The sequence below is a fragment of the Nocardioides sp. genome, from assembly GCF_035503875.1.
Taxonomy (GTDB): domain Bacteria; phylum Actinomycetota; class Actinomycetes; order Propionibacteriales; family Nocardioidaceae; genus Nocardioides.
Map to the genome: position 1 here is coordinate 13,322 of NZ_DATJTA010000096.1, position 12,413 is coordinate 25,734.

At 73.1% G+C, this 12,413-nt stretch carries 11 protein-coding genes and 1 riboswitch; of the genes, 4 read left to right on the plus strand and 7 right to left on the minus strand.

Features of this window, described 5'->3' with window-relative positions; all coding sequences use genetic code 11:
• Positions 1–147 precede the first annotated feature (147 nt).
• Complete coding sequence (locus VMF51_RS23520; RefSeq protein WP_325476915.1) at positions 148–1,290, plus strand: MIP family channel protein; 1,143 nt, start codon at positions 148–150, stop codon at positions 1,288–1,290.
• Between the two features lie 166 nt (positions 1,291–1,456).
• Here VMF51_RS23520 and VMF51_RS23525 read toward each other — a convergent pair whose 3' ends face one another.
• A complete protein-coding gene (locus VMF51_RS23525; protein WP_325476916.1) occupies positions 1,457–2,059 on the minus strand; it encodes a hypothetical protein in 603 nt (200 codons plus the stop codon).
• Positions 2,060–2,172: 113 nt separating this feature from the next.
• Here VMF51_RS23525 and VMF51_RS23530 point away from each other — a divergent pair, with 113 nt between their 5' ends.
• On the plus strand, positions 2,173–3,159 hold the full coding sequence (locus VMF51_RS23530) for a malate dehydrogenase (protein WP_325476917.1): 987 nt from the start codon (positions 2,173–2,175) through the stop codon (positions 3,157–3,159).
• A gap of 151 nt (positions 3,160–3,310) precedes the next feature.
• The gene (locus VMF51_RS23535; protein WP_325476918.1) at positions 3,311–4,591 is read left to right on the plus strand and encodes an ATP-binding protein; all 1,281 of its coding nucleotides are present in this window, start codon (positions 3,311–3,313) and stop codon (positions 4,589–4,591) included.
• Between the two features lie 51 nt (positions 4,592–4,642).
• Here the strand turns inward: VMF51_RS23535 and VMF51_RS23540 are convergent, their stop codons facing one another.
• The 5 genes from VMF51_RS23540 to VMF51_RS23560 form a co-directional block, all read right to left on the minus strand.
• Complete coding sequence (locus VMF51_RS23540) at positions 4,643–5,029, minus strand: DUF3017 domain-containing protein (protein ID WP_325476919.1); 387 nt, start codon at positions 5,027–5,029, stop codon at positions 4,643–4,645.
• A gap of 14 nt (positions 5,030–5,043) precedes the next feature.
• Positions 5,044–5,898 (minus strand): bifunctional methylenetetrahydrofolate dehydrogenase/methenyltetrahydrofolate cyclohydrolase, encoded by an 855-nt coding sequence (locus tag VMF51_RS23545; protein ID WP_325476920.1) that lies wholly within the window; start codon positions 5,896–5,898, stop codon positions 5,044–5,046.
• A gap of 130 nt (positions 5,899–6,028) precedes the next feature.
• Positions 6,029–7,603 carry a bifunctional phosphoribosylaminoimidazolecarboxamide formyltransferase/IMP cyclohydrolase gene (purH, locus tag VMF51_RS23550; RefSeq protein WP_325476921.1) on the minus strand — a complete coding sequence of 525 codons (1,575 nt, stop codon included), beginning with the start codon at positions 7,601–7,603 and terminating at the stop codon, positions 6,029–6,031.
• Between the two features lie 30 nt (positions 7,604–7,633).
• A riboswitch (ZMP/ZTP riboswitch) is annotated at positions 7,634–7,711 on the minus strand.
• 11 nt (positions 7,712–7,722) lie between these two features.
• Positions 7,723–8,349 carry a phosphoribosylglycinamide formyltransferase gene (gene purN, locus VMF51_RS23555; RefSeq protein WP_325476984.1) on the minus strand — a complete coding sequence of 209 codons (627 nt, stop codon included), beginning with the start codon at positions 8,347–8,349 and terminating at the stop codon, positions 7,723–7,725.
• 1 nt (position 8,350) lies between these two features.
• Positions 8,351–9,601, minus strand: a complete 1,251-nt coding sequence (locus VMF51_RS23560; RefSeq protein WP_325476922.1) for a DUF6350 family protein — start codon at positions 9,599–9,601, stop codon at positions 8,351–8,353.
• A 70-nt stretch (positions 9,602–9,671) separates the two neighbouring features.
• Between VMF51_RS23560 and VMF51_RS23565 the strand changes: the two genes are divergently transcribed.
• The gene (locus tag VMF51_RS23565; protein ID WP_325476923.1) at positions 9,672–11,516 is read left to right on the plus strand and encodes a hypothetical protein; all 1,845 of its coding nucleotides are present in this window, start codon (positions 9,672–9,674) and stop codon (positions 11,514–11,516) included.
• Positions 11,517–11,519: 3 nt separating this feature from the next.
• Here the strand turns inward: VMF51_RS23565 and VMF51_RS23570 are convergent, their stop codons facing one another.
• Positions 11,520–12,311: an inositol monophosphatase gene (locus VMF51_RS23570; protein WP_325476924.1), complete on the minus strand. Its 792-nt coding sequence runs from the start codon at positions 12,309–12,311 to the stop codon at positions 11,520–11,522.
• Between the last annotated feature and the right edge of the window lie 102 nt (positions 12,312–12,413).

The window sequence follows — 12,413 nt, forward strand, 5'->3', positions numbered from 1 at the left end:
AGAGCTGGGAGGAAGTTTCTCGACGTCAAGATACCTGACGGGTCTCGCTGCTTCACCTTGACATCCGTCCGGCACCCCGGCAAACGTCGTCGGCATCGATAGAGTTCTTCCGCCCGGACCTCCCGGGACCGTCTCGAGGAGCCAGCCATGACCGATGCCCCCGACCCGACCGAAGTCGCCGAGGCGCCCCCGGCGCCGACCGTCCTGCAGAAGGTCGTCGCGGAGGTGGTCGGCACGTTCGTGCTCGTCCTCTTCGGCTGCGGCGCCGTCGTCTACGCCACCGCCAGCGACTCGTTCACCATCGTCGGCACCGCGCTCGCCTTCGGCGTGGCCGTGCTCGTGATGGCCTACGCCGTCGGCCGGATCTCCGGAGGCCACTTCAACCCGGCCGTCTCGGTCGCCGCCGCCGTCGGCGGCCGGATCTCCTGGCGCGAGGTCCCGATCTACGTCGCCGCCCAGCTCGGCGGCGCCATCCTGGGCGGCGCGGTGCTGCTCTCGCTGGTCCAGGGCTTCGAGTTCTACGAGGTCGACCGGTTCGGCCTCGGTCAGAACTCCTTCGGCGACGAGGGGAGCGGCTACGCCTGGTGGGCGGCGTTCCTGCTGGAGCTGGTCCTGACCGCGATCTTCGTCTGGGTGATCCTCTCGGTCACCGACGCCCGCAACGAGCACCCGGCGTTCGCGCCGCTGGTCATCGGCCTCTCGCTGACCGCGATCCACCTCGTCGCGATCCCGGCCACCGGCACCTCGGTCAACCCGGCCCGCTCGATCGGTCCGGCCCTGTTCGCCGGCGGCGACGCGGTCCTCCAGCTCTGGCTCTTCATCCTCGCCCCGCTGCTCGGTGGCCTGATCGCGGGCCTCGCCTACCCCGCGCTGTACGGCCACGCGGGCGAGCCGGTGCCCGGCTCCGGCCTCCGCTTCCCGACCCGCGCCGCCTCCCCCGCCGCCGTGCCCGGGTACGGCGCCAGCGACCAGTACCAGCAGCAGTGGAACCAGCAGGTCTGGAGCGGCGAGCCGATCATCCAGGACGGCTGGCAGTGGGACCCCTACGCCCAGCAGTGGATCCCCGCCCCGCAGCCCGGCGCGACCCCGCCGGCCCCCGCCGGCACGACCGCCGGCACGGGACCGGTCGACCCGCACACCCCGAGCGCGCCGCACACCCCGAACGCCCCGGGCGCACCGGGCAGCCACGCGGCGCCCGCCGACCCGGCCACTCCCCCGGCCCCGACCCCGCCGCCGTTCGACGAGCCCGGGCCGGAGGACGGCACCCAGATCCGGCCGCCGCAGCCGTAGGTCGTGTCTCCCGAGTCCTGGCCGTCGCGAGCGTCGTCCCTGGGTGTGCCTGGCGAGGCGGAGGAGGGAGCCATGACGGAGTCCTGGCGACCGACGACAACGAAGTCCAGGTGCCCCAGGGGCGGCGCGCAGCAGGTCATGGACTTGGGAGACACGGCCTCAGGGTCTACCTCTCGAAGGACCCGTCGGCGGTCACGATCCGCACCAGCCCGGTCCCCTTCTCGTACGTCGCCCTCGTGTCGGCGCCGGGACGGACCGGGTCGGTGGTCGCGACCTCGACGGTGTCACCTTCGAGGGCGGTGATCTCGGCCCGCTCCTCGACCACGCCCTCGTCGTACGCCGTGCGGAAGCCGTCGCCGTACCGCGGGGTCGCGGGCATGAACAGCCCCGGCTCGGCCCCCTCGACGAAGCGCCAGACGTTGCCCCGCTCGTCCTGGGCCAGGAGGTACGGCGCGTCGCCGAGCCGCATCGTCGTGACCGTCACGCCGTCGACCGTCGTCGGCGTCTCGTCGACCGACACGACCAGCTCACCCCGCAGGCCGGTCAGCGTCGTGCTGGACCCCGGCTCCAGGGCGAGCCACGGGTTGTCGACGCGGTCGGTGAAGTCGTCGGGGTCGGGCGACGGCGTCGGGATCGTCAGCTCGTCGACGCCCGCGGGCGGGCTCGGGTCCGGGTCCGACGCACACCCCGTGAACAGGACCGCGGCCGCCACGCACGCCGCGACCCGGCGTACTCCGGCCCGCCTGGAGAACTGACTGGAGAACTGCATGGGCGAAGCATCCCCCACCAGGTTCGAGCCTTCGGCTCGAGGACCCCCACCGCGCTGCTAGCGTCCGTGACGAACGTCCCACCATCGGAACAGAGAACCGACTAGGAGTCGTCGTGAGCACTGCCCCCCTGAAGGTCGCCGTCACCGGCGCCGCCGGTCAGATCGGCTACAGCCTCCTCTTCCGCCTCGCGAGCGGCGCCCTGGCGGGCGACCGGCCGGTCGAGCTGCGCCTGCTGGAGATCACGCCGGCGCTGAAGGCGCTCGAGGGGGTCGTGATGGAGCTCGACGACTGCGCGTTCCCGAACCTCGCCGGCGTCGAGATCGGCGACGACGCCGAGAAGATCTTCGACGGCGTCAACCTCGCCCTGCTCGTCGGCGCTCGCCCGCGCGGGCCGGGCATGGAGCGCAGCGACCTGCTCTCCGCGAACGGCGCGATCTTCACCGCGCAGGGCAAGGCGCTCAACAAGGTGGCCGCCTCCGACGTGCGGGTCGGCGTCACCGGCAACCCCGCGAACACCAACGCGCTGATCGCGATGACCAACGCGCCCGACATCCCGCAGGAGCGGTTCTCGGCACTGACCCGCCTCGACCACAACCGGGCGATCTCGCAGCTGGCCGCCAAGACCGGCGCCCCCGTCACCGACATCACCAAGATGACGATCTGGGGCAACCACTCGGCCACCCAGTACCCCGACCTCTTCCACGCCGAGGTCGGCGGCCGCAACGCCGCCGAGGTCGTGGGCGACCAGGAGTGGCTGGAGAGCTACTTCATCCCCACCGTCGCCAAGCGCGGTGCCGCCATCATCGACGCCCGCGGCTCCTCCTCGGCCGCCTCGGCCGCCTCCGCCACCATCGACGCGGCGCGCGACTGGCTCTTCGGCTCCCCCGAGGGCGACTGGGTCTCGATGGCCGTCCGCTCCCAGGGCGAGTACGGCGTCCCCGAGGGCCTCATCTCGTCCTTCCCCGTCACCACCTCCGGCGGCGACTGGTCGATCGTCGAGGGCCTGGAGATCGACGACTTCTCCCGCGGCCGCATCGACGCCTCGACCGCCGAGCTCGCCGAGGAGCGGGCCGCGGTCACCGAGCTCGGCCTGATCTGAGCCCGCGCCACGACGTACGACGGCCCGCCACCCCGACGGGGGTGGCGGGCCGTGGCGCTTTACCGACGGAAGTCCGCCACCGCGTGGGAAAAGTAGGGCAGCAGCTGTGGAAAAAGTAGTGTAGTGAGCGGCGGAAAGGTAGCGTAGACGGATGCGCCACGACTTCCGGCACGGGTATGTCGAGCGGGTAGTCGATGACCAGATCGAGACGCTGCTGCCCCACCTCCCAGCCCTCCTCCTCGACGGACCCAAGGCCGTCGGGAAGACCAGGACGGCCGAGCAGCGAGCCGCCACCACCTGGTATCTGCACCGGCCCGCGGTGGCCCAAGTCGTCGCGGCCGACCCGGAGCTCGCGATGCGGGCACCGGCTCCGGTGCTGTTCGATGAGTACCAGCGGGTCGAGCACCTCTGGGACGAGGTCAAGCATCTCGTCGACCGAGACCCGACCCCGGGCCGGGTGCTGCTCACCGGTTCCGAACCCCCGCACGGCGCGCACTCCGGAGCCGGCCGGATCCCGTCGGTGAGGATGCGTCCGCTGACCCTGCCCGAACGCGGGGTCTGCGCGGCGACGGTCAGCCTGCGCGGCCTTCTCGACGGCGACACGAGGATCGGCGGCTCGAGCCCGCTGCGTCTGCAGGACTACGTCGATCTCATCCTCCAGTCGGGTCTCCCCGGACTCCAGCACCTCTCCGGCGTCCCACTGGCGACACAGCTGGACGGCTACATCGAGCGGATCATCGACCGCGACCTGCCGGAAGCCGGGCTGAAGGTACGCCGACCCGCCACGTTGAAGGCGTGGATGGCGGCGTACGCCGCGGCGGTGGCGACGCCGACCGCCTGGGAGAAGATCCGCGATGCCGCGACACCTGGTCAGGGCAACAAACCGGCGAAGACGACCACACTGCCGTTCATCGACACGCTTACCCAGCTCCGGATCCTCGACGAGCTGCCGGCCTGGTCCACCGGTCGCAGCCACCTGAACCGACTCACGCAGGCGCCGAAGCACCATCTGGCCGACCCCGCACTCGCGGCACGCCTCGTCGGCGTCACGAGAGCGAGCCTCCTCCAGGGCGCGGGAAGCACGTTCACACCGAACGACGGCACCTATCTCGGGCAACTGTTCGAGTCGCTGGCCACGATGAGCGTGCGCGTGTTCGCCGGGCCGCCCGGCGCGGAGGTCTCCCACCTCCGTCTCGAAGGAGGTCGACACGAGGTCGACCTGATCGTCGAACGCGGAGACGACCGGGCGATCGTCGCGTTCGAGGTCAAGCTGGCCGCGGGTGTCGCCGACAAGGACGTCGACCATCTGCGCTGGTTGCGGGAGAAGCTCGGGGACCGCCTGGTCGATGCGGTCGTGCTGACTACAGGGGAGCACGCATACCGGCGACCGGACGGGATCGCGGTCGTCCCACTCGCGCTTCTCGGACCCTGACGAATCGACGACGGCCCGCCACCCCAGCGAGGGTGGCGGGCCGTTGCGCGCTCAGAACCCCGGTTGGTCCGGGATCGTCTGGGCGAGGAAGATCAGCAGGGCCCCGACGCCGCCGAGCAGCAGGCAGTCGAAGAGCCGGTGCCGTACGGCGAGCATGCCGGCGTCGCGCCGGGGCAGCACCAGCCGCAGGACGGCCGCGACGATCAGCGCGCCGGCCATCCACTGCACCCCGAGGCGCCAGTTGCCGGCCCAGGTGATCCCGAGCCCGACCGCGGTCGCGCCGAGGATGACCAGGTAGAACATCCCGCCGATCGTGGACGGGTGGCGCCGGGTGTCCTCGACGGCGGCGACCTGCTCCAGCTCCGCGGCGACCTCGTCCGGCGTCGGGACGGGGGTCTCCTCCGGCTGCTCGGGAGGCTCGGCCTCGCGGTCGCTCACGGACGGGCTCGACGTCAGCGTGCGGCCGCGGCCGACTGCTCCGCCATCGACACGATGTTGGAGAGCAGCATGGCGCGCGTCATCGGCCCGACCCCGCCGGGGTTCGGCGAGACCCAGCCGGCGACGTCCCACACGTCCGCGGCGAGGTCGCCGGCGATCTTGCCGTCGACCCGGGACACGCCGACGTCGAGGACCGCCGCGCCGGGCTTCACCATGTCGCCGGTGATGATGTCGGGGACGCCGGCCGCCGCCACGATGACGTCCGCACCACGGGTGTGCGCGGCCAGGTCGCGGGTGCCGGTGTGGCAGAGCGTGACCGTCGAGTTCTCGCTGCGGCGGGTGAGCAGCAGCCCCATCGGCCGACCGACGGTGAGACCGCGGCCGACCACGACCACCTCGGCGCCGTTCAGCTCGACACCGTGCCGGCGCAGCAGCTCGATGCAGCCGATCGGGGTGCACGGCAGCGGCCCGGCCTCGCCGAGCACGAGCTTGCCGAGGTTGGTCGGGTGCAGCCCGTCGACGTCCTTGTCGGGGTCGACCCGGGACAGCAGCCGGAACTCGTCGAGGCCGGTCGGCTGCTGGATGATGAACCCGGTGCAGGCCGGGTCGGCGTTGAGCCGGTCGATCTCCGCCTCGACCTCGGCCTGGGTGGCGCTCGCCGGCAGGTCGACCCGGATCGACTCGATCCCGATCTCGGCGCAGTCCTTGTGCTTGGCGCCGACGTACCAGTGCGAGCCGGGGTCGTCGCCCACCAGGACGGTGCCGAGCCCGGGGACGATCCCACGCTCCTTGAGGGCGGCCACCCGCTCGGTGAGCTCGGCCTTGATGGCCTTCAGGGTGGCGCTGCCGTCGAGCTTCTGTGCTGTCACGTCTTCATCCTGTCAGTGCTCACTCTTGCTTCTCGTCTCACCGGGTCTCGACACGCTCCGTCGCGGCTTCGTTCCTCAGCCGCGGTCGCTGCTCGACCACCATCGATCAGGTCCGCTGACGCGTCCCTGATCAGTGAAAAAAGTGCCGCGTGCCGGTGAAGTACATGGTCACGCCGGCGGCCTTGGCGGCCTCGATCGTGAGCTCGTCGCGCACCGAGCCGCCGGGCTGCACGATCGCGGTGACGCCGGCCTCGATGAGGATCTGCGGGCCGTCCTCGAACGGGAAGAAGGCGTCGGAGGCGGCGACCGAGCCGACCGAGCGCTCACCCGCCCGCTGGACGGCGAGCTTGCAGGAGTCGACCCGGTTGACCTGGCCCATGCCGACGCCGACCGACGCGCCGTCCTTGGCGAGCAGGATGGCGTTCGACTTCACCGAGCGGCAGGCCTTCCAGGCGAACGCCAGGTCGGCGAGCACCTCGGGCGAGGCGGCCTCGCCCGTCGCCAGCGTCCAGGTCGACGGGTCGTCGCCCTCGGCGTCGACGTGGTCAACGCGCTGCATGAGCAGGCCGCCGCTGACCGGGCGGGTCTCGACGCCCGCTCCCTCGTCGACGGGGCAGACCAGGATCCGGATGTTCTTCTTGCCCTGGAGCACCTCGACGGCGCCCTCGTCGTACGCCGGCGCGACGATCACCTCGGTGAAGATCTCGGCGACCTGCTGTGCCATCTCGACCGACACCGGCCGGTTGACGGCGATCACGCCGCCGAAGGCCGAGGTCGGGTCGCAGGCGTGCGCGCGGCGGTGCGCCTCGGCGACGTCCGCGCCGACCGCGATGCCGCAGGGGTTGGCGTGCTTGATGATCGCGACCGCGGGCTCGGCGAAGTCGTTGGCGGCACGGCGCGCGGCGTCGGTGTCGACGTAGTTGTTGTACGACATCTCCTTGCCGTGCAGCTGCTCGGCGGCGGCGAGGCCGGCCGGGCCGTGGCCGCTGGTGTAGAGCGCGGCGGGCTGGTGCGGGTTCTCGCCGTAGCGCAGCACCGCCTTCTTCTCCCAGGTCGCGCCCGCCCAGGCCGGGAAGCCGGTGCCCTCGGAGGAGTCGGTCAGCACGTTGCCCATCCAGGAGGCCACGGCGACGTCGTACGTCGCGGTGTGCACGAACGCCTCCGCGGCCAGCGTCTGGCGCTGGGCCAGCGTGAAGCCTCCGCCGGCGACGGCGGCCAGGACGTCGGCGTACCGCTCGGGCGAGGTGACGATGGCGACCGACGGGTGGTTCTTCGCCGCGGCGCGGACCATCGACGGCCCGCCGATGTCGATCTGCTCGACGCACTCGTCCGCACCGGCGCCCGAGGCGACGGTCTGGGTGAACGGGTAGAGGTTGGAGACGACCAGGTCGAACGGCTCGACGCCGAGCTCGGCCAGCTGCGCGACGTGGGAGTCGAGGCGGCGGTCGGCGAGGATGCCGGCGTGCACGCGCGGGTGCAGCGTCTTGACGCGGCCGTCGAGGCACTCGGGGAAGCCGGTCAGGTCCTCGACCTTGGTCACCGGCAGGCCGAGGCCCTCGATGAGCTTCGCGGACCCGCCGGTGGAGACCAGCGCGACACCCGCCTCGTGCAGGCCGCGGACCAGGTCCTCGAGGCCGGTCTTGTCGTAGACGGAGACCAGCGCTCGCTTGATCGGGACACGGCCATCAACGGTGACATCAGCCACGGAAAAACTCCTGAGGGTGGGCTCGGGTGGCCGGGGCACCCAGGCGGTCGATGCTCCCGCAGATCACTCCCTGGTGGTCACCCACCTGCGCCAGTCGTGTGGGGCCAGCATACCCACTGTCAAGCGTTGAAGCGGACCCGGCGACCCTCGACGGTGAACCCCTCGCGGGCCATCCGGCCCACGGTCTCGACCAGCATCGCCCGCTCGGCCACCTTGATCCGCTCGTGCAGGGTCTCGACCGTGTCGTAGTCCTCCACGGGCACCGCGGTCTGCGCCACGATCGGTCCGGTGTCGACGCCCGGGTCGACGACGAACAGCGTCGCGCCCGTGACCTTGACGCCGTACGCCAGCGCCTCGGCGGGTCCGTGCATGCCGGGGAAGGACGGCGACAGGGCCGGGTGGGTGTTGACCACGCGGCCGCCGTACAGGCCCAGGAAGACCGGCCCGACGAGCTTCATGAAGCCGGCCAGCACGACGAGGTCCGGGTCCCAGGCGGCGACGGCGCCGGCCAGGGCGGCGTCCCACTCCTCGCGGGTCTCGAAGTCGCCGACCTTCAGCACGAAGGTCGGGATGCCCGCCCGCTCGGCCCGGGCCAGGCCCTCGATGCCGTCGCGGTCCGCGCCGACGGCGACGATGCGCGCGCCGAACGCGGGATCGCGGCTGGCCTCGATCAGGGCCTGCAGGTTGGTGCCGGAACCCGACACGAGGACGACGACGGACGCGGGCTCGGCTGGCACGCGGCGCAGTCTAGGGGTTCTCGGCCCTGTCGGCCTGCGTGGCCCGACGCCGCTGCAGCCAGGTCGCGAGGACGCCGCCGAGCAGTCCGCCGAGCCCGAACGCGGTGACGGCGTACACGGTGGTGTCGAGGACCAGCGGCCCGACGTCGGTCATCCGCCCCGGGCCGACCGCGCCTCCGGCGACCGCGGCGAGCAGCCCGAACAGCAGGCCGGCGAGGACGCCCCCGGCGAGCCCGCGGATGATCCCCTCGTCCCAGCGCGCGGTGGGGGCCAGCCGCTGCGAGCGCATCGTCGCGGCGAACGCGACCAGCAGCGGCAGGGCCATGAGGTACGCCGTCCAGGCCGGCGGCGTCCCGTCGTCGGGGAGCGCCGCCAGCAGCGGGAACATCGGCAGCGGGCCGAGGGCCACGGCCGAGGGCGACACGAGGGTGCCGACGCCGACGGTGAAGCCCGGCCCGAGCAGGTAGGCGCCGGAGAACACGATCGCATTGGGGACCACCGAGAGGCTGAGCAGGGTGAAGACGGTGGCGTCGCCCGCGTCCGTGTGCAGCTGCGACATCACGTTGACCGCGGTGTCGAGGTCGACGACGAGGGCCGCGACCAGGACCAGGCCGGCGACCAGGAACCAGCCGAGCAGGATCCGCCGGCAGGTGACCGCGGCCTCGCGGAGCGCGACCGGGACGAAGGCCGCCCAGATCGCCGCCCGCCCGGAGCCGACCGCGATGCCCGCGCCGCCGACGACCAGACACAGCAGGATCGACCACAGCAGCGACCGGCCCAGCGACGGGGACGTCGCGGGGGTGGCGGCCAGCGTGTGGGTGACGGTGAGCACGACGGCGTACCCGGCGGCGAGGAGCGACGCGGCCACGGGGACGGTGAGGTCCCGCTCGCCGTCGGCGATGGCGTCCGCGTCGGGTCCGTGACCGGAGACCGAGTCCCCCACCCGGATCCCGATCCGCCAGAGGGTCCAGGCGACGACCAGCGTCAGGCCGAGAGGTACGACGCTGACGGGCGTCCCCTCGACCGTGATGCCCGAGCCGTGGCCCATCAGCCAGCCCAGGGCACCGACCTGCAGCGCGTCGCGCGGCTCGCCGTGCGACCCGGCGTCGGTCAGGAACCAGCCGAGGATGCCGGCCGCCAGGCAGACGACGAGGGTCGAGGCGGCGGCGGCCGCCCCGCCGAGGGTGGCGATCAGGGCGAGCGGACGGCGGTGCCGGAGGTCGTCCCGGCTGCGGCGCTGGTCCAGAAGCTCGGAGGTCATGATCGATCCATCATGGCCGTCCGGTCCGGGGCTTCGGAGCCGCCACGCCGTCGCGTACCGTGGACGGGCCATGAGGGACCCAGAAGAGTTCGACGCGTGCTACGCCGACGCCCGGACCAGGCTGCTGCTGCAGACCTACGCGCTCACCGGTGACCTCCCGGCCGCGAAGGCCGCGGTCAACGACGCGTTCGTCGTCGCCTGGCACCACTGGCGCAAGGCGAACCGGCACGGCGACCCGGAGTCCTACATCCGCCCGATCGCCTGGGCGCACGCCCAGCGGCGCCACACCACCCGGATCTGGCACCGCGAGAAGGGCCTCTCCCCGGAGGCGCAGGCCACCCTGGAGGCGCTGGGGAAGCTGAGCGTCGACCAGCGCAAGATCCTGCTGCTGACCGTGCTCGCCACCGGCACCCTCGCCGACTTCGCCCGCGAGGTGGGCCTCACCCGCGAGGACGCCGAGCGGGAGCTGCAGACGGCGACCTCCCAGCTCGCGATCCACCTCGAGCTCGGCACCCCGGTCGCCCGGGCCGTCTTCGCACCGCTCGCCGACGTCGTCGCGGGCGTGCGGCTCCCCCGGGCCTCGATCCTGCGCCGCGCGGGGGCCGCGCGGCGTCGTACCCACACCGCCGTCGGGATGGTCGCCGCCGTCGCCACCCTGGTCGTGACCGGCATCGCCGTGACCGACACCGGCGGCGGCGTGCAACCGACCCTGGACCGGGAGCTCGCGCCGGCCGGCCAGCAGGGCACCCCGACCGCGGCGCCGCCGCCCCCGGCCCTGGACGAGGCGGCCCTGCTCACCGCCGACCAGGTCACCGCCACCGTGCCCGGCGGGGCGTGGAGCGAGGGCCGGACCCACGACAACTCGGGCGGGGACGGCCTGGTCCTGCCCTGCCAGCTCACCCGGTACGCCGACGCCCGCAGCTCGGCCGCCCTGGTCCGCGACTTCACCGCCGCGACGCCGCGCCGGCAGCCGGCCCGGACCGCGACCCAGCTGGCGGAGGCCTCCGCCACCGAGGACGCGGCGCACCGCGCGTTCCGCACGATGCTGCGCTGGTTCGCCGGCTGCAGCGAGGACCGCACCCAGCTGCTGACCACCCAGCGGATCACCGGCGTCGGCGACGAGGCGATGCTCCTGACCCTGCGGAGCTGGGGGGCCGACCCGACGACGCTCGTCGCCGCCGTCGCGCGCACCGGGCAGCTGACGACCACCACGGTGACCTCGGTCGCCGCGTCCGAGAAGCCCCGGCCCCGGCCCACCGCGCAGCTCCTGGGCACGGCCGTCGCCGACCTGTGCTCCCTGCCCGACGCCGGCGGGTGCGGCTCGACGCCCCAGCTGGCGCTCGTGTCCCCGTTGCCCGTCGGGGTGGTGCCCGCCATGCTCGACACGGTCGACCTGCCTCCCGTCAGCAACGTCAACCGGCGCACCTGGGCCGGCACCGATCCGCGGCAGGCGCGGACCAACCTCGCCGCCACCCGGTGCGACGACGCCCGGTTCCGCGGCCCCGGCTGGTCGACCAACCTGACCCGCACGTTCCTGATCCCGGGCGCGCGGCTGCCTGCGGAGTTCGGGCTCACCGAGACCGTGGGCGCGCTGTCGAAGCGGCGCGCGCGGGCGTTCGTCGAGAACGTCCGCCGGTCGGTGCGCGCGTGCCCCGAGGACCAGCTCGGCACCGACGTCCGCCAGCTCGCCAACCGCAGCTCCGCCGGCGAGGACCTCACCGTGTGGCAGGTCTCGACCGAGGTGTCCGACGACCGGTCGGTGGAGTACCGCATGGCGATCCTGCGCACCGGCCGGTCCGTCGCCCAGATCGGCTTCGTCCCCTCCCGGGACGTGCGGATGACCGACAAGGCGTTCCTCGCGCTGGCCGAGCGCGCACTGCAGCGGCTCGAGCGGCTCCCGAGGCCCGGCGCCTGACGCTCAGCGCCGCGACAGCCCCGGCAGGCCGTCCAGCAGCCCCTGGACCAGGTCGTACGTCGCCCGGTCGGCCGCCGCGACCAGCCCGGACGGCGGCTCGGCCTGCGCGTCGTACTCCTCGCCGCCGAAGGTGCCGACGAACCCGCCCGCCTCGGTGAGCAGCAGCGAGCCCGGGGCGTGGTCCCACGGCTGCGTCCCGCGGTAGAGCGCGTAGTCGGCCTCGCCCTCGACCAGCTTCGGGTAGTCCACGCCGCAGCAGACCCAGGTGAGCTCCAGCTCGCGCAGCGTGCCCAGCGCCCGGCCGAGCCAGCTGCGCCGCGAGGTCACGCCGCGCAGCTCCTCGCCCAGCGGCGGGCGGGTCAGCCGGACCCCGTCGCGCCACGCGCCGGCGCCGCGCTCGGCGACGTACGCCGTGCGGTGCTGCGGCTGCCAGATCCAGCTGCGGACCACGACGCCGTCGCGCAGCTCGGCGGCCATGACGGCGTGGTCGGGCGAGCCGTGCACGAAGTTGCGGGTCCCGTCCACGGGATCGACGGTGAACGCGTGCTCGGCCTTCGCGAAGCGCTCGAGCAGCCCGGGGTCGGCGGCCGTCGCCTCCTCGCCGAGCACGAGCGCGTCCGGGTATGCCGCGGTCAGCGCGGCCGTGATCAGCACCTCCGCCTCCCGGTCGGCCACCGTCACCAGGTCGCCCGGACCCTTCTCGTCGACCTGGTCGTCGTCCAGCGCCCGGAACCGCGGCTCGATCACCTCGGCGGAGACGTCCTGCAGCAGGGTCAGCACCTCGTCGCTCTGCACGCTGCGAACCTACCCACCGCGCGGTGCGGTCTAGTCACTCCAGCGGTGTGCAACCGTGCACACAGGTGGGGCGTATCCACTCCGACAAGCAGGCACCACCCC